General features: G+C 70.3%; 14 protein-coding genes. 10 read left to right on the forward strand and 4 right to left on the reverse strand.

Annotated elements, in window-relative coordinates:
* From AB0M02_RS14270 to AB0M02_RS14285, 4 genes are all read right to left on the reverse strand, one after another.
* Entirely contained in the window at window positions 1-2097 is a 2097-nt protein-coding gene (locus tag AB0M02_RS14270) for a LuxR C-terminal-related transcriptional regulator (protein WP_364226154.1), read from the reverse strand.
* A gap of 231 nt (window positions 2098-2328) precedes the next feature.
* Window positions 2329-3294: a hypothetical protein gene (locus AB0M02_RS14275; protein ID WP_364226156.1), complete on the reverse strand. Its 966-nt coding sequence runs from the start codon at window positions 3292-3294 to the stop codon at window positions 2329-2331.
* Window positions 3291-4400 (reverse strand): aminopeptidase P family protein, encoded by a 1110-nt coding sequence (locus AB0M02_RS14280; protein ID WP_364226159.1) that lies wholly within the window; start codon window positions 4398-4400, stop codon window positions 3291-3293. The genes AB0M02_RS14275 and AB0M02_RS14280 overlap by 4 nt, the downstream gene beginning before the upstream one ends.
* A complete protein-coding gene (locus AB0M02_RS14285; protein WP_364226161.1) occupies window positions 4397-5899 on the reverse strand; it encodes an MFS transporter in 1503 nt (500 codons plus the stop codon). The genes AB0M02_RS14280 and AB0M02_RS14285 overlap by 4 nt, the downstream gene beginning before the upstream one ends.
* 120 nt (window positions 5900-6019) lie before the next feature.
* Here AB0M02_RS14285 and AB0M02_RS14290 point away from each other — a divergent pair, with 120 nt between their 5' ends.
* The 10 genes from AB0M02_RS14290 to ugpC all read left to right on the forward strand — a co-directional run bounded on the left by AB0M02_RS14290 (window position 6020) and on the right by ugpC (window position 16776).
* Window positions 6020-7273 (forward strand): threonine/serine exporter family protein, encoded by a 1254-nt coding sequence (locus AB0M02_RS14290; protein WP_364226163.1) that lies wholly within the window; start codon window positions 6020-6022, stop codon window positions 7271-7273.
* Window positions 7263-8474, forward strand: coding sequence for a threonine/serine exporter family protein (locus AB0M02_RS14295; protein WP_364226165.1), 1212 nt, complete (start codon window positions 7263-7265; stop codon window positions 8472-8474). Before AB0M02_RS14290 ends, AB0M02_RS14295 begins: the two co-directional genes overlap by 11 nt.
* A 52-nt stretch (window positions 8475-8526) precedes the next feature.
* Window positions 8527-8988, forward strand: a complete 462-nt coding sequence (locus AB0M02_RS14300) for a DUF2231 domain-containing protein (protein ID WP_364226168.1) — start codon at window positions 8527-8529, stop codon at window positions 8986-8988.
* Window positions 8989-9059: 71 nt separating this feature from the next.
* Complete coding sequence (locus AB0M02_RS14305) at window positions 9060-10499, forward strand: APC family permease (RefSeq protein WP_364226170.1); 1440 nt, start codon at window positions 9060-9062, stop codon at window positions 10497-10499.
* Window positions 10496-10906, forward strand: a complete 411-nt coding sequence (locus AB0M02_RS14310; RefSeq protein ID WP_364226173.1) for a hypothetical protein — start codon at window positions 10496-10498, stop codon at window positions 10904-10906. Before AB0M02_RS14305 ends, AB0M02_RS14310 begins: the two co-directional genes overlap by 4 nt.
* Entirely contained in the window at window positions 10906-12243 is a 1338-nt protein-coding gene (locus AB0M02_RS14315; RefSeq protein WP_364226176.1) for a dipeptidase, read from the forward strand. The genes AB0M02_RS14310 and AB0M02_RS14315 overlap by 1 nt, the downstream gene beginning before the upstream one ends.
* A 254-nt stretch (window positions 12244-12497) precedes the next feature.
* Entirely contained in the window at window positions 12498-13796 is a 1299-nt protein-coding gene (locus tag AB0M02_RS14320; RefSeq protein ID WP_364226179.1) for an extracellular solute-binding protein, read from the forward strand.
* A 22-nt stretch (window positions 13797-13818) separates the two neighbouring features.
* Window positions 13819-14739, forward strand: coding sequence for a sugar ABC transporter permease (locus AB0M02_RS14325; RefSeq protein WP_364227432.1), 921 nt, complete (start codon window positions 13819-13821; stop codon window positions 14737-14739).
* Window positions 14739-15572, forward strand: a complete 834-nt coding sequence (locus AB0M02_RS14330) for a carbohydrate ABC transporter permease (RefSeq protein WP_364226181.1) — start codon at window positions 14739-14741, stop codon at window positions 15570-15572. The genes AB0M02_RS14325 and AB0M02_RS14330 overlap by 1 nt, the downstream gene beginning before the upstream one ends.
* Window positions 15573-15591: 19 nt before the next feature.
* Window positions 15592-16776: a sn-glycerol-3-phosphate ABC transporter ATP-binding protein UgpC gene (ugpC, locus tag AB0M02_RS14335; RefSeq protein ID WP_364226184.1), complete on the forward strand. Its 1185-nt coding sequence runs from the start codon at window positions 15592-15594 to the stop codon at window positions 16774-16776.
* Window position 16777 lies beyond the last annotated feature (1 nt).

Here is a 16777-nt window from a genome sequence, read left to right on the forward strand (position 1 = left end):
TCAGAGATAGCCGAGCTCCTGGGCGATCTCCACTGCCTCCCGGCGTCGGGACGCGCCCAGCTTGCGGTAGATGGCACGCATGTGCGCCTTGGCGGTGTTGACCGAGACGCTGAGGTCGTCGGCTATCTCCTGGGCGGTCAGCACGCTCGGCAGATAGCGGAGCACTTCGATCTCGCGCTCGCTCAGCGGCTCGGCCAGGGCGAACTTCTCCGGCGGCGCGTCGGCCGGCGGGGGCACGTCGGCGATCTCGCGTTCCAGGCGGTCCATCCACTCCTCGATCAGTGGTGCGTCCAGAGCGGGCGGCGCCTCCTGGCGTACCTGCTCCAGCAGCGACGCCGCCGCGACCGGGTCGCCGCCGGCGCGCAGCAACAGGACGCGGACCAGCGACGAGACCACGGCCAGCGCGGCCTCGGGCGGGCTCGCCTCCTGGTGCAGGATGGCCCGGAGCATCTCCTGCGCACCGGCGGCTCGATCGTGCTCGATCTCCAGGAGGGCGAGGGTGAGATATCCGGCCGCCGCCTGCACGGTGGCCGCCAGCCCGAGGCGCTCGGCGAGGGCCCGGGCGGACACGGCGTGGCCGGTTGCCGTGGCGAGGTCGCCCCGGAGGTACGCCAGCAGGGCCAGGTGCCCCTCGGCGTTGAGCTCGACCAGCTCGATGCCCGTGGTGCGAGCCGAGCGCAGCGCCGACCACAGGTAACGCTCGGCCTTGTCGAGGTCGCCGGTCCAGAGCAGGCCGACACCCTTGTTGTTGACGGCCACGGAGCGGAGCTGGTGCAGCAGCGGGACCTCGTCGGTGGACGCGGTCCGCAGTCGCCCTAGGACACCGGTGGTGAGCGCGACGAGCGCGGGCATCCGGCCGCGTACCCGGACCACCGCACCGATCTCGATCACGTCCAGCGCGGCCTCGATCGCGAGCCGGTCGGCGGGGCGGCGCCCGACCAGCATGGCGCGGGCGCGTTCGATCCAGATCGGGATCGACTCGAAGTCGCCGGTGGCGAACATCAGCAGCGCGGCGCAGAGGGACAGTTCCGGGGTGGTGGGCAGGAACTCGGGCGGTATCCGCTGCACTGTCAGCGCCAGCTGCCGGCGGTCGGTGGAGACGATCCGGGTCACCGCGAGCTCGGCGACCAGCTTTCCGAGGTAGACCCAGTCGGCGGCTTCCGCGGCGTGGTGCAGCGCCTCGGGGACGGAGAGCTCGCGGGCGTACCAGCGGGCGGCCAGCGCGTGCAGGCGTCCCACCTCGTCGGGCGTCTCGATGGCGAGGCGGCGGCGCAGCGCGGCGCGGAGCTGACCGTGGTAGCGGAACCATGGGTGCTCCAGCTCGCTGCTGGTGAGGAACCCGGTGACGCGTTCCAGTTCGAGCAGGACCGCGTGGGCGTCGGCGTGTCCGGTGAGCGGCTCGGCCAGGGCCGGGCAGGTCTCGGCGGTGACGCTGGTGCGCAGCATGAACCGCCGGGTCCGGGCGGGCAGCGGGGCGATCACCTCGCGCCAGAGGTAGTCGTCGGTCGCGCCGCGGGCGCCCTGGCACAGGCCGATCGGCCAGCCCTCGCTCTCCTCGGCGTCGTCGGCGACGCCGAGGTGCAGGTTTGCCAGGTCGGCGGACTCGATGGGGTCGAAGGCCAGTTCGGCGACGCTGACGACGACCGGGCGGGCACCCGGCGGCAGCACCGGTTCGGTGCGGCTCAGCAGCACCAGCCGCAGGCCCGCCGGCGGCCGGGCGATCAGCTCGATGAGATCCTTCTGCGCCGGGAACCCGTCGAGCAGATGGAGGTCGTCCAGGACCAGCACCGCACCGCCGGGCGGAGTGGTGCCGAGAGCACGCACCGCGGCGGCGACTCCGGCGCGCAGGGCATCGGCGTCGGTGTGCCGGGGGCGCAGCGTCAGCCAGGCGACGTCCGAGCGGTCCGTGGCCCACGCGGCGGCGAGCGTGGTCTTGCCCCAGCCTGCGCCGGCCCGGACGACGGTCACCGGTTGACCGGCGCCCTCGTTCAGCCGGGCGTGCAACCGGGCACGCCGCAGGTGCGGCTGGGGGACGCCGGGACGGCCGGCGCCGGCCACCAGGTAGTCCTCCGATGTTCGGGGCTGCGGCGTATCCATTGATCAATCACCCCGTTCGTCCTGTCTGTACCCGGGGCCGAAACTGCGCACAGGGCGCAGTATGACCCCCGGACGGGCGGATACGCGAAAAGTGATCGTAAACGATCACACGGGGCGCATTGAAGTCTTCGAATGTGATCTCTGGCATTAACGGAAATACGTGAGTGATCAGGTGAAGAACCCGGCGAACGGGCCGATCAGCGAGTGATCAGGTCCGGTCGCCGGGTTCGGTCACGCGGAGTACGGCGGCGGGCCGCCGGGTGCCTGGCCCGGATACGGCGGCGGTCCATCGGGGCCCTGACTCGGGTATGACGGCGGGCCGCCGGGTGCCTGGCCCGGGTACGTCGGCGGCAGCGGCTGCGGGTTGAGGTGCGCGTTCAGCGCGTCCAGAATGGAATTGACCTTGGGGCGCAGCATCCGCCAGTCCCGCCCGGCGGCCAGTGCCTCGTTCTCCGCGTCGAAGGCCGTCACGAGATCACGCAGCATGATCGCGGCGCCGGTCGCGGTCGCCTGCTGAGCGTCGTCGACCGATCGTGCGGCCAGCGAGCCCCAGCGTCCGGAGAGGTCGAGCAGGTCGTCACGCACCGGCGGCCACGCCAGGCCGCGATCGCCGGCGGTCGGCGCGGTGAGCACGGGCGGCAACCGGACGCCGATCACGTTGCGCGTCTCACTGGTCAGCGTGCTCGCCTCGGCGTCCCAGACCGCCACCCGCCGGGACCGGCTGATCACGACAATCGCGATCACGGCGCCGATCAGCAGGAACACGAGCAACCAGGGAAGGAAGCCGGCGTCGTCCTCCTCGGCGACGGGCACGGCCGCCGCCGAGCTGGACGTCGCCGCCGGAGTGGGTGTCTCGGTCTCGGTCTCGGTCGGCTCGGGTTCCGGCTCCTGCGTGCGCGTCGGCTCGGGTTCCGGCTCCTGAGTGCGAGTGGGCTCCGGCTCCTGAGTGCGGGTCGGCTCCGGCTCCTGCGTGCGGGTCGGCTCGGGCTCCTGCGTGCGCGTCGGCTCCGGTTCGGGCTCCTGCGTGCGGGTCGGTTCCTCGGTGGGCGCGTTGTCCGCCGTCCGGTCCACGGAGACGTCGATCGACGGCCGTGTCGACGGCAGGGAGCCGATGCTCCCGTCCTCGTTGCACGCCGCCACCGACAGCAGCAGCCCGCAGGCCGCCGCCAGGGACACGAGACGATACCGGCGGCTCACGCGACGATCCGCATCTCGTGGCTGGTGTTGTTGAGCCGCCGCCCGGCGTTCTCGGTCACCGTCACGATGTCCTCGATCCGCACACCGAACCGCCCCGGCAGGTAGATACCCGGCTCGATCGAGAAACACATCCCCGGCACCAGCGGCCGGCGCTCCCCCGCCACCATGTACGGCGGCTCGTGCGTGGTCAGGCCGATACCGTGGCCGGTCCGGTGGATGAAGTACTCCCCGTAACCCGCGTCCTCGATCACCGCCCGCGCGGCCCGGTCGATCTCCTCGCACGCGACACCGGGCTGCACCGCCTCGAACCCGGCCTGCTGTGCGCGCCGCACGACCTCGTACACCTCGAGCTCCTCGGCGGTCGGCGGGCCGACGTGGACGGTACGGGTGGTGTCCGACCCGTACCCGTCCTTGAGCCCGCCGAAGTCGAGCACCACGGTGTCCCCGAACTCGATCACCCGGTCACCCATCTCGTGGTGCGGGTTGGCGCCGTTCGGCCCGGAGCCCACCACCGTGAAGTCGACCTGGGAGTGGCCGTGCTCGCGCAGGAGGCGGGCCAGGTCGTTGCCCACCTCGGTCTCGGTGCGGCCGGCGAAGCGTACGGTGAGAATCTGCTCGTAGGCCGCGTCCGCGGCCGCCCCCGCCGAGGCCAGCCGCTGCACCTCGTCGGCGTCCTTGACCGCGCGCAGCATCGGCAACGTGGCGGTCATCGATGTGTACCGGGAGTCCGGCAGCGCCTCCTGCAACCCGAGCAGGTGCATCGCCCAGGCCGAGTCGGACAGCGCGTAACGGCCGTGCGGGTCGAGCAGGCGGCTGGTCGCGGCGTACGGGTCGGAGCCGTCCGCCCAGTCGGTGATCGTCACGGCTGCCGCACCCGGTGCGGCAGCGGCGTCCGGCCGTTCCAGCACCGGGACGATCAGATGCGGGTCGTGGTCGGCGTCGAGGACTAGCATCGTGATCCGCTCGGTGATCGCCGTGGGCTGGTACCCGGTGAAGTAGACCAGGTCGGGCCCGGGTGTGACGAGCACCCCGGTGAGCCCGGCCTCGGCCGCATGGGACAGCGCTCGTTCCATGCGACGGGTGAAGTCCTTGGTGGTGAACGTCATCGTGGTGTTCCTCCAGAAGGCACAGGCTGGGTGGGGATGGTGTGGCTGGTGGCGGCTGCCGCGGCGGCCAGGTGGACCGCGTGGGTGTGCCCGGCGCGGTGGCGGCCCATCAGCACGACCAGCGCGACACCGGCGGCCGACATGATCGCCAGCAGCACCGAGGCGCCGGCCAGACCGGCCGCGAGCGCGTCGGCGGTGCCCTCGCCGGCCGCGGTACGGGCATCGGTCACCGCCGTCGAGACGGTGGCCGCCCCCGCGACCGCCAGCGACCCGCCCACGTACCGGGCCATGTTGGAGATGCCGGACGCCTGACCGACCTCCTCCGCCGGCACGGCCGAGGTGGACGCCGAGGAGGCGGGGCCGTTGGCGAACCCGAGACCGACCGCGATCGCGATCAGCGGGAGGACGAAGGCGGCGTAGGCCCAGGACGACGTCACGAAGACCAGGGCGACCGAGCCGACCGCGGCCAGACCGAAGCCGAGCACGACCGCCCACCTCGGGCCGATCCTCATCGCGAGCGGAGTGATCAGCGGGGTGATCGCGATCATCGCGGCCGCCGCGGGCAACGTCGCCAGGCCGGCCTCCAGGGGCGTCATCCCGAACGTCGCGGGGTCCTGGAAGTAGAGGCTGAACAGGTACATGAGCGCGTTGATGGCGCCGGCCACCAGCAGGATCGCGAGCGTGGCGCCGACCAGCACCCGGTTGCGCAGCAGAGCCAGGTTGACCAGCGGCGCGGCGGCTCGCTTCTCGGCCGCGACGAAGGCGGCGGCACCGGCCACCGACAGCAGCAGGCAGGAGATGGTCGGCACCGAGATCCAGCCCCAGTCGCCGCTCTCGGTGAGCGCGAGCACGAGCGGGACCAGCGCGACCGCGACCAGCACCGTGCCCAGCCAGTCGATCGAGCGCGGCCGGTCCGGGTCGCGGGACTCCTTGACCATGAACAGGGTCAGCGGGATGCAGGCCGCGGCGATCGCCGCGTCGATCCAGAACAGGCCCTGCCAGCCGGTGGCGCCCACCAGCACACCGCCGATCAGCGGGCCGGCCGCCGCGCCGATCGCCGACGCCGCACCCCACAGGGTGATCGCGCGCATCTGCCCGGCACCCGACGAGTCCACCGAGAGCAGGCTCATCCCGCAGGCCAGGATGGTGGAACCGGCGGCGCCCTGGATCATCCGGCCGCCGATCACGCCGGCGGCGCCGGTCGACAGGGCGATCAGCACGCAGGACGCGACGAACAGGACGAGGCCGCCCAGGAAGATCCGGCGGCGGCCGAAGACATCACCGAGGGCGCCGGAGGTGACGATCACCGCAGCGCCGACCAGCATGTAGCCGGTCACCGCCCACTGCAGCGTCGCCACCGGCGTGCCCAGATCCTCGCTGATGGCCGGGAGCAGGATGGTGACGGCGGACGTGTTGGCGTTGACCACCAGCGCCGAGACGCAGGCCGCGAGCAACACGCCGAGGCCGGCCGCGCGTTCCTGCGTACCAGTCGTGGACATGGACCGCTCCTTACCGACAGACCGATCGGAACGCTGCTCAGACTCCCGTCCGGTGCCGGTCACGGGATCCTTCGCGCCGGATGATTCCGCCGCGGTCATGAACATCTACCTTTCGGGCGTATGTCGGAGACCACCGTTTCGGAGAAGGCGCTGCAGGAGTTCCTGCTGTACCTGGGCAGCGCGCTCACCATCGCCGGCGAGGCGGTGAACCAGATTCAGGAGCGCCTGCTCCGGGTGGCGTCCGCGTACGGCGCCCCCGACGCCCGGGTCAGCGTCTTCCCGACCTTCCTGGTGGTGTCGCTGGACGCGGCCCGCCCGACCACGCAGGAACCGACCCGCCAGCTCGGCGGCGGGTTGCGCCTGGACCAGACGGCCGAGCTCTACCGGCTGCTCTACAAGGCGGAGCACGGGAGGATCGACCCGGCGGACGGGATCCGGGAGGTGCGCCGGCTCGTCGCCATGCCGCCTCGATTCGGGTCCGTGGTCAGGGTGCTCGGTCACGCCGTCCTCACCGTCGGCATCTGCATGATCCTGAAGCCCACCTGGGGAGACGTGCTTCTGGCGGGGGTGTTCGGTCTGCTCGTCGGCATCTTCAAGTTGACCGGCGCCCGCTGGGTCAGCGTTCAGATGATCATGCCGGTGGTGGCCTCCTTCACCGTCGCGGCGATGACCTTCCTGCTCACCGGGACCGGGTGGGGCGAGGCCGATCTGCGAGCCATGGTGGCGCCACTCGCGACGTTCCTGCCCGGGGCGATGCTGACCATGGCGGTTGTCGAGCTCTCGGCATACGAGATGGTGACCGGGTCGAGCCGGCTGGTGGCCGGGATACTTCAACTCGGACTGCTCGCGTTCGGCATCGTCGGCGCCGCGCAGGTGTTCGGAGTGCCGACGCCCGGCGCGCCCGCCGACGTCGCCACGAACACGCTCGGCTGGTGGGCGCCGTGGATCGGCCCGCTGATCGTCGGCCTCGGCAACTATCTGATGCTGGCCGGCCCGAGCCGCTCGCTCGGCTGGCTGTGCCTGGTGCTCTACGCCGGCTGGATCGGCCAGTACCTGGGCAACTCGGTGCTCGGCGGCTATCTCAGCGGGTTCACCGGCGCGCTGACGCTGACGCTGGTGGCGTACCTGGTCGAGCGGATGCCGTCCGGCCCTCCGGCGCTGGTCTCGTTCCTGCCCGGGTTCTGGCTGCTGGTGCCCGGCGCGCTGAGCCTCATCGGGCTCACCGAGTATCTCGGCAACGCCACGGCCATCGGTGCCGAGGACCTGATCGGCGCCGCCAGCTCGATGGTCGCGGTTGCCCTCGGCGTGCTCTGCGGCCATCCGCTCTACCGGGGACTGGAACGTTCGATCGGATGGAGCCGTCGTGGCCGATGAGGATCTTCTGGGGCCGCTCACCGAGTGGCTGCTGATGTCCAGCTTCGAGGGCACCGTCCGATGTGAGGCCATCGTTCGCGATGTCGCCGCCTGCTACGGCGACGAGGTCGAGGTGACGTTCCTGGCCGACAGCGCATTGATCACTCTCAACGGGCAGACGCGGACGTATTCCCGCGAGCCGGGCGTCCCGCCCCTTCACCAGGTCTCGCAGATGAAAGCGCTGCTCGCGGAGATCCACCAGCACCGGCTGGATGCCACGGAGGCCGCCCGGAGAATGGCGGCGATCCGGCGACAGCCGCCCCGGTGGAGCAAGCCCTGGCAGGTGGTCGGGCTGATCGCGTTCACGGTCGGCTTCGGCATCTCGGTGCAGGCCACCTGGCAGCAGGTCGGCGTCTCGGCGCTGACCGGCCTGGTGGTCGGCCTGCTCGTGGTGGCCGGCATCGGGCGCCGCCGGCTGCAGCTGGTCTCGCCGTTCCTGGCCTCGCTGCTCGTCACCGCCGTAGTGCTCCTGCTCGACGAGCGGAACCTCATCGACGGCGGCCCGATCCAGCTGATCATCCCGGCGCTGTTCTACTTCATACCCGGTGACGCGATCACCGCGGCCGCCCTGGAGCTGGCGAACAACCGGATGACCGCCGGGGCCGCGCGGCTGGTCTACAGCATGGTCGTGCTGCTGGTGCTGGCGTTCGGCGCGCTGGTCGCCACGGTGCTGCTGCGGGTTCCGCAGAGCGCGCTGTTCGACGTCGAGGTGCCCGGCAACCTGGGCCCCGCCGGTGTCTGGGGCGGTTGGGTGCTCTTCGCGATCGGTGTGATGCTGACGTTCTCGATGGCGCCGCGCGACTTCGGCTGGGCGCTCGGGCTGATCCTGCTGACCGCGGCCGCCATCGAGGTGGCCACCCGGGCGTTCGGCGACCCGTTCGGCACGTTCGCCGGCGCCGTCGTGATGATGACGACGGCGCTGCTGCTCGGCCGCCGCACCGGCCTGCCACCGTCCTACGTGCTCTATCTCGGCGCGTTCTACGTGCTGACGCCGGGCTCGCACGGCCTGCGCGGGCTGGAGAGCTGGATCGGCGGCCATCCGATCCAGGGTGTGTCCGGCGTCGCCGACATGTTCGGCCTGCTGGTCGCCACCGCCGTCGGGATGCTGGTCGCGGCGGCCGTGGTGGGCCCGCGACCACGGCTTCACCCGGCAGAAGGCTGATTCACCCGCGCGGGGTGATCCCGATCCGGACGAATCGTCCCAGGCTGGGAGAGTGCAGAGCCGACTACGACTCGCAGGTCAGGCGGTACGGCCGATGCTGCTGATGTTCCCGCTCGGCCTGGTGACCATGGCGTTCCTCTTCGACCTGGCCAGCCTGCTCGGCGCGCCCCACCTGATCGGAACGGTCGCCTTCTGGAACATCGTGGCGGGGTTGGCAGGCGGCGTGCTCGCCGCTCTGGCCTGCGGATACGACGCGGTCACCGCCCAGGATCCGACGGCCGCGCGCATCTCAGTCCTGAGCCTGCTGATCGACGTCGGCGTGCTGATCCTGTTCGCGGTGCTCACGCTCATGCGGGTGCGCAGCCCGGAGCGGGTGGTCGACGGCGGCCTGCTGGTGGTCGAGCTGATCGGCCTGGCGCTGGCCGCGTTCGGTGCCTGGTACGGCGGGCGGTTCGGCGATCCGCACGCCCCGATGAGCCGCATCGAGAGGCGCCGAACCGTTCCCCAGGGATGAGGTGAGAGCGTTGTCGCGCGTCCGATGATGCCGCCGGATCAACAACCGAGATCGGAGGCACCGTGAGCGCGATGGACGTGCCCGACAAAACCGCGGCACAACCCCGGCCTGCCCGGGCGGTCGCATACATCTCCTGGGTGGCGCTGGCGCTGATGACCACCAGTTCGGTGGCCAGCCTTCGCCCGGCGCCCACGATGGCGGTCTACGGACTGGCCAGCATCTTCCTCTACATCGTGCCGGCACTGGTGTTCCTGCTGCCGACCGCGCTCGTCTCGGCGGAGCTCGCCTCCGGATGGAAGGGCGGCGTCTACAACTGGGTCAGCGAGGGCCTGTCCAAACCCATGGGCTTCCTCGCGGTGTGGTGCCAGTTCGCCATGACGATCTTCTACTACCCGAGCCTGCTCGGGTTCGTGGCGAGCACGCTGGCGTACGTCATCAACCCCGATCTCGCCTCGAGCGGCGTCTGGACCGCGATCGTGATCATGGTCTGTTACTGGACCGGCGTCTGGGTCTCGTCACGCGGCACCAGCGGCGTCGCCGGACTGGCCAGCGGCGGCCTGATCATCGGCACGCTGATCCCCGGCGCGCTGCTGGTCATCCTCGGCATCGCGTTCCTCGGGCAGGGCAACGAGTCGGCCGCCCCGATGACCGCTAGCAACCTGCTGCCCGCGTGGGCCGGGCTGTCCAGCCTCGTGCTGATCGTCAACAACTTCCTGTCGTACTCCGGCATGGAGATGAACGCGGTGCACGTCGGCTCGCTGAAGAACCCCGGCCGCGAGTTCCCGCGGGCGATGTTCATGGCGATGGGCCTGGTCCTGCTGATCTTCATCCTGCCCGCGCTGGCGATCAGCTGGATCGTCCCGGCCGAGCAGCTCTCCCTGACCGCGGGTGTCATGCAGGCGTTCGACGCGGTGTTCGCGGAGTTCAACTCGCAGTGGCTGACCCCGATCCTCGGCGTCATGCTGGTCGCCGCGTCGCTCGGCGGCATGCTGACCTGGCTGGCCGGCCCGTCCAAGGGCCTGCTGCTGATCTCCCGCCAGGAGGGCTACCTGCCGCCGTTCCTGCAGAAGCTGAACAAGCACGGCGTGCAGCAGAACATCCTGGTCACCCAGGGCCTCATCACGACGGTGATCGCGCTGGCGTACGCGTTCATCCCGGACGTCTCCAGTGCTTACTGGATCTTCTCGGTGATCACCACGCAGGTCTATCTGATCATGTACCTGCTGATGTTCGTGGCCGCCGTACGGCTGCGCCGCAGCCACCCCGACCACCCGCGTGGCTACCGCGCCCCGATGCTGACCGGCCTGTGCGGCGTCGGCTTCGCGGCATCGCTGGCGGCCCTGCTGATCGGCTTCGTCCCGCCGTCCCAGTTCGGCTCCGGCAGCACCGGCGTCTACCTGGCGGTCGTCGCCGGCGGCGCGCTCGGGCTGGGCCTGCTCGTCCCGTACCTCTTCCTCAAGTTCCGCAAGCCGTCCTGGAGGACCGAGACCACCGAGGAGGTCCCGGCATGAGCCACCGCGCGCTCTACATCACCTCGATCGTCGTGCTGGTCGTGCTCGCCGGCGTCGCGCTGCTGTCGTTCGCCGGAGCGAAGCAGACCGCGGAGGCCAACGAGAAGGCCGACCAGCTCATCAGCGAGCTGCAGGCCGCCGGCCTGCGCGCACCCCAGAAGGACCAGATCGCCCGGGTGCTCGGCGACGACGGCGGCGCGGTCTGCGCCGACCCGGACGACGCGCTGCGCCGGGGCATCCTGTTCGGCCAGCTCACCAACGGTGCGGCCGGGCCGGGCATCCGGCCCGTCGTCGCCGACAACAAGGTCGTTCAGGGCCAGCTGCTGATCATGAAGGTCTACTGCCCGGAGTACGTGGAGGCGTTCCAGAACCTGGTGGACGACCTGAAGCTCGAGGAGGTGGCCTGATGGGGCTGGCCGACCGGATCGCCGGCCTGATGGGCCGTGCCCGCGCCGACCTCGCCGACCTGGTAGCCATCAAATCCGTCGCGGATCCTCGTCAGTACCCGGCCGAGGAGTGCCTGCGTGCCGCGAACTGGGTCGTCGACAACTTCGCAGGCGTCGGCTTCACCGAGCTGAGCCTGCGGCCGACCAGCGACGGCAGCAACGCCGTATACGGGTCACGCCCGTCGGACAAATCGGACGCCCCGACGGTTCTGCTGTACGCGCACTACGACGTGCAACCGCCGCTCGACGAGGACGCCTGGCGGACCCCGCCGTTCCAGCTCACCGAGTCTGATGGCCGCTGGTACGGCCGGGGAGCAGCCGACTGCAAGGGCAACATCGTCATGCACCTCACCGCGCTGCGGGCGCTCGGCGACGACGTGCCGGTCAACCTCAAGCTGATCGTCGAGGGCTCCGAGGAGCAGGGCACCGGCGGGCTGGAGAACTTCGTCGAGAACAACCCGGACCTGCTGCGGGCGGACGCCATCCTGGTCTGCGACACGGGTAACGCGGCGGTGGGCGTACCGGCCGCCACGGTCACCCTCCGCGGGCTGGTCAACGTGGTGGTCACGGTCGAGACGCTCAACGGCGAGCTGCACTCGGGCATGTTCGGCGGTGCCGCGCCGGACGCGCTCGCGGCACTCATCCACATCCTCGCCACACTGCGCGACGACGCGGGCAACACCACGATCGCCGGGCTGGAGCACGGCCAGACGTGGACCGGAGCCCCCTACCCCACCGAGCAGTTCCGCAGCGACGCGGGCCTGCTCGGTGGGGTGGGCCTGCTCGGGGACGGCGCCGTCTCCGACATGATCTGGGCGCGTCCCGCGGTCACCGTGCTGGGCATCGACGGCCCGCGCGTGGTCGGTTCCGCCGCGGCCATCCAGCCGCACGCCCGGGCCCGGCTCAACCTGCGCGTCCCGCCCGGTACCGACGCGGTCAAGGCGCAGGACGCCCTGATCGCCCATCTGCACGCCGCCGCGCCCTGGGGCGTGCGGGTCACGGTGGAGAAGGAGGCCATCGGCCAGCCGTTCGAGGCGCGTACCGGCGGACCGGCCTATCAGGCTCTGGCCACGGCGATGCAGGCGGCGTACGGCCGCCCGATGACCACGCTGGGCCAGGGCGGCTCGATCCCGCTCTGCAACGTCTTCGCCGACACGTACCCGGACGCGGAGATCATCCTGATGGGCGTCGAGGAACCCCTGGCGCTCATCCACGCACCCAACGAGAGCGTCGACCCGGGCGAGATCGCCCGTCTCGCTCACGCCGAGGCCCTGTTCCTGCAGAGCTATCGGCGGTGATCAGGCGACGGTCCCGGTTCCCTCCGTTCCGGGGCCGTCGCCGTGGGTGCGGCTCGGCCGCATCGCGCCTCATCCCTCCAGAGTGGTCTTCTGGTCGCTCTCGGTGACCGAATCGGGTAGGTGAGACCGGCATCACCGCGTTTCATTCACGAGGGATGATGCCCTCCCCCAGGGTGACCGAAAGTGTGTGACCACCGCCGGGACGCTGTCGTCCCGTGCGGGCGTCCGGCGACGGTTCGTCCTGGGAGGCGCTCGTGACCAGCTCGGGAACCGGGAGGCGCCGCCTTGCCGCGGCGATGGCGCTGACTCTGTCGGCCGGCCTGCTGGCGGCGTGCGGGGACGACTCGGGCGTCCCGGTCATCACCTGGTACATCAACCCGGACAACGGTGGGCAGGGCCGTCTCGCGGAGCAGTGCGCAGCCGAGTCCGGCGCCTACACGGTCGACGTCCAGGTACTGCCGAACGACGCCTCGCAGCAGCGGGAACAGCTCGTACGCCGGCTCGCCGCCAAGGACAGCTCGATCGACGTGATGAGCCTGGACCCGCCGTTCGTGGCGGAGTTCGCCAACGCCGGTTTCCTGCGGCCGTTCGAGTCCGCCGAGGCGTCCGCGCTCACCGAGGACGTGCTGCGCGGGCCGCTGGCCACCACCACGTGGAAGGACGAGCTGGTGGCGGCGCCGTTCTGGGCGAACACCCAGCTGCTGTGGTACCGCAAGTCGGTCGCCCAGGCGGCCGGTGTCGATCCGGAGGCGCCGGGGTTCACCTGGGACCGGATGATCGAGGCGGCGACGGGGCAGAACAAGGTGATCGGGGTACAGGCCAACCGCTACGAGGGCTACATGGTCTGGATCAACGCCATGGTCGTCTCCGCCGGCGGCGAGATCATCACGGACGTGGAGGCCGGGCGGGACGCCAAACCGATGATCGACTCACCGGCCGGCGACGAGGCGGCCCGGATCATCGGCGACCTGGCCCGCTCGCCGGCCGCGCCGCCCGCGATGTCCACCGCCGGCGAGGAGGAGGCGCGCTCGGCGTTCCAGGGCGCGAACGGCGGCTTCATGGTCAACTGGCCGTACGTGTACAGCGCCGCCAAGGAGGACGTCGCGGCCGGCGGCATCGACCAGTCGGTCGTCGACGACATCGGCTGGGCGCGGTACCCGGGGGTCACCGCCGGCAACCCGAGCCGGCCACCGCTCGGCGGGATCAACCTGGCGATCGGCGCCTTCACCCAGCAGCCGGAACACGCGCTCGACCTGGTCAGGTGCGCGACGTCGCTGGAGAACAACGTCGCGTACATGCTGGACTCCGGCAACCCGGCCGCGCGGGCCGCGGCGTACGACGACCCGAAGGTGCGCGAGGCGTTCCCGATGGCGGACGTGATCCGTCAGTCGATCAACGACGCCGGGCCGCGGCCGATCACCCCGTACTACAACGACGTCTCGACGTCGGTCCAGATCACCTGGCATCCGGCGACGGACGTCCGGGCTCCCGAGACCCCCGAGGAGTCGTCGACGTTCATGTCCGACGTGCTCCAGGGCAAGCGACTTCTGTGAGAGGGGCAGCGCCGTGACTCTGATGGAGGACCGGGTCGCACCGCCGGCCCCGGAACCCGAGGTCACCGACCGGGCGATCCGCGAGCGCCGGCTGGGGCTGATGCTCTCCGCACCCGCGTTCCTGGTGATGGTGTTCGTGACCGCCTATCCGCTGATCTACGCGGTGGTGCTGTCTCTGTACAACTACCGGCTGACCGACCCGGAGGGCCGGGAGTTCGTCGGGCTGGGCAACTACGTCACGGTGCTGACGGACCCGGTGTGGTGGACCGACTTCTCCACCACCCTGATCATCACGGTGATCAGCGTGGTCGTCGAACTGGTCCTCGGCTTCGCGTTCGCCTTCGTGATGTACCGGATCATCCGGGGCCGGTCACTGGTACGCACCGGCATCCTCATCCCGTACGGGATCATCACGGTGGTCTCCGCCTACATCTGGCGCTTCGCGTTCCAGCTCGACTCCGGGTTCGTCAACCAGTGGTTCGGCCTCGGCGAGTTCAACTTCTTCGGCGAGCGCTGGTCGGCGCTGTTCGTGATCATCCTCTCGGAGATCTGGAAGACCACACCGTTCATCTCCCTGCTCCTGCTGGCCGGCCTGGTCCAGGTGCCGGAGGAGTTCCAGGAGGCGGCCCGGGTCGACGGCGCGACCGCCTGGCAGCGGCTGTGGAAGGTGACGCTGCCGAACATGAAGGCCGCGATCATGGTCGCGCTGCTGTTCCGCACGCTCGACGCGTGGCGGATCTTCGACAACCCGTTCATCATGACGGCCGGCGCGAACCAGACCGAGACGCTGTCGTTCCTCGCGTACCGGCAGAACGTCACGCTGGTCAACCTCGGTGCCGGTTCGGCGATCTCGGTACTGCTCTTCCTCACCGTCGTGGTGATCGCGTTCATCTTCGTCAAAGGCTTCCGTACGGATCTCTCCCAGGTGCGAGGTGATCGGTGATGGGCGACCGCAGGGTCAGTCCCTGGTGGACCGTGTCAGGACTGGTGATCCTGGTCTGGGCGCTGTTCCCGCTGCTGTGGATGGTGTCGCTGTCGTTCAAGGACCCGGCCACGTTCCGCAGCTCGGCGCCGACGTTCTTCCCGGAGACGTGGGTGTGGGACAACTACCGCACGGTCTTCAGCGACTCGCTGTTCACCAGCGCGCTGCGCAACTCGGTCTTCATCGCGCTGATCGCCACCCTGCTCGCGGTGGTGATCGCGATGTTCGCCGCGTACGCCATCGCCCGGATGGACTACCCCGGTAAGAAGTTCCTGCTCTCGATGGCCCTGGCGATCGCCATGTTCCCGCAGGCCGCGCTCGTCGGCCCGCTGTTCAACATGTGGCGCAACCTCGGCATCTACGACACCTGGATCGGCCTGATCATTCCGTATCTGACGTTCGCCCTGCCGCTGTCGATCTGGACCATGTCGGCGTTCTTCCGGCAGATCCCGTGGGAGATGGAGCAGGCCGCCCAGGTCGACGGCGCGACCGCGTGGCAGGCGTTCCGCAAGGTGATCGTGCCGCTGGCCGCGCCCGGCGTGTTCACCACGGCCATCCTGACGTTCTTCTTCTGCTGGAACGAGTTCCTGCTGGCGATCTCGCTGACCTCGACCGACCGGGCTCGTACGGTGCCGGCCGCCCTGTCGTTCTTCACCGGTGCCTCGCAGTTCCAGTCACCGATCACCTACATCATGGCCGCGTCCGTGGTGGTCACGATCCCCGTGGTGATCCTGGTGCTGATCTTCCAACGCCGCATCATGGCCGGCCTCACCGCCGGCGCCGTCAAGGGTTGAGCAGGAGGGGAGACCGGCCATGGCCGCGATCAGCATGCGCAACATCGTCAAGCGCTACAGCGACGGTTACCAGGCCGTCGACAACGTCAGCCTGGACATCGCGGACGGCGAGTTCGTGATCCTCGTGGGCCCGTCCGGCTGCGGAAAGTCCACCCTGCTCCGCATGATCGTCGGCCTCGAGGACATCACCTCGGGCGACATGATCATCGGCGAGGACCGGGTGAACAAGAAGGCGCCGCGCGACCGCAACCTCGCCATGGTGTTCCAGAACTACGCCCTCTACCCGCACCTGACGGTCTTCGAGAACATCGCCTTCCCGATGCGCCTGAAGAAGATGCCGGACGCCGAGGTCCGCGAGCGGGTCAACGAGGCCGCGGCGCTGCTGCAGCTCACCGAGCACCTCGACCGCCGGCCCGCGAACCTCTCCGGTGGCCAGCGGCAGCGCGTGGCGATGGGCCGCGCGATCGTACGCAAGGCCGACGCGTTCCTGTTCGACGAGCCGCTGTCCAACCTGGACGCGAAGCTGCGCGGCCAGATGCGCACCGAGATCTCCCGCATGCAGAAGCGGCTGGGCACCACCACGGTGTACGTGACGCACGACCAGACCGAGGCGATGACGCTCGGCGACCGGATCGCGGTGCTCCGCAAGGGCGTGCTGCAGCAGGTCGGCACCGCGCGCCAGCTGTACGAGGAGCCGGCGAACCTGTTCGTCGCCGGCTTCATCGGCTCGCCCCCGATGAACTTCGTCCCCGGCTCCTTCAAGGACGGCCGGATCGAGACACCGTTCGGCGCGGTGTCCGCCACCGGGCCGCGCCTGCGCAAGGTCGGCGACCGCGATCTGGTCATCCTCGGCCTGCGTCCCGAGCACTTCGAGGACATCGCGATGGTCCCGGCCGCGCGGCGTGCGGACGGCCAGACGTTCAGCGCCGAGGTGGACGTCACCGAGTGGCTCGGCAACGGCCAGTACGCCTACGTGCCCTACGAGGCGCCCACGGAGGTGACGGAGCGCCTCGAGGAACTGGAGCGAGAGCTGGACAGCGAGCAGATGCGCACCCAGCTGGTGGTCGCGCTGGACGCGGCCAGCCGGATCCGCTCCGGGACGAAGGCCCAGCTCTGGTTCGACCCGGAGCGGATGCACGTGTTCGACGCGGCCTCCGGCGAGAACCTGACCCGCGACCCGGACCGCACGTTCGACGAGGACTGAA

Origin of the sequence: Actinoplanes sp. NPDC051861, assembly GCF_040681145.1 — a bacterium.
Classification (GTDB): Bacteria; Actinomycetota; Actinomycetes; order Mycobacteriales; family Micromonosporaceae; genus Actinoplanes.

What these genes read in the sequence shown, in the direction of transcription:
- AB0M02_RS14270 (WP_364226154.1), bottom strand. Translation starts at nt 2,097, where the DNA reads ATGGATACGCCGCAGCCCCGAACATCGGAGGACTACCTGGTGGCCGGC.
- AB0M02_RS14280 (WP_364226159.1), bottom strand. Translation starts at nt 4,400, where the DNA reads ATGACGTTCACCACCAAGGACTTCACCCGTCGCATGGAACGAGCGCTG.
- AB0M02_RS14285 (WP_364226161.1), bottom strand. Translation starts at nt 5,899, where the DNA reads ATGTCCACGACTGGTACGCAGGAACGCGCGGCCGGCCTCGGCGTGTTG.
- AB0M02_RS14290 (WP_364226163.1), top strand. Translation starts at nt 6,020, where the DNA reads ATGTCGGAGACCACCGTTTCGGAGAAGGCGCTGCAGGAGTTCCTGCTG.
- AB0M02_RS14305 (WP_364226170.1), top strand. Translation starts at nt 9,060, where the DNA reads ATGGACGTGCCCGACAAAACCGCGGCACAACCCCGGCCTGCCCGGGCG.
- AB0M02_RS14310 (WP_364226173.1), top strand. Translation starts at nt 10,496, where the DNA reads ATGAGCCACCGCGCGCTCTACATCACCTCGATCGTCGTGCTGGTCGTG.
- AB0M02_RS14315 (WP_364226176.1), top strand. Translation starts at nt 10,906, where the DNA reads ATGGGGCTGGCCGACCGGATCGCCGGCCTGATGGGCCGTGCCCGCGCC.
- AB0M02_RS14325 (WP_364227432.1), top strand. Translation starts at nt 13,819, where the DNA reads ATGGAGGACCGGGTCGCACCGCCGGCCCCGGAACCCGAGGTCACCGAC.
- AB0M02_RS14330 (WP_364226181.1), top strand. Translation starts at nt 14,739, where the DNA reads ATGGGCGACCGCAGGGTCAGTCCCTGGTGGACCGTGTCAGGACTGGTG.
- ugpC (WP_364226184.1), top strand. Translation starts at nt 15,592, where the DNA reads ATGGCCGCGATCAGCATGCGCAACATCGTCAAGCGCTACAGCGACGGT.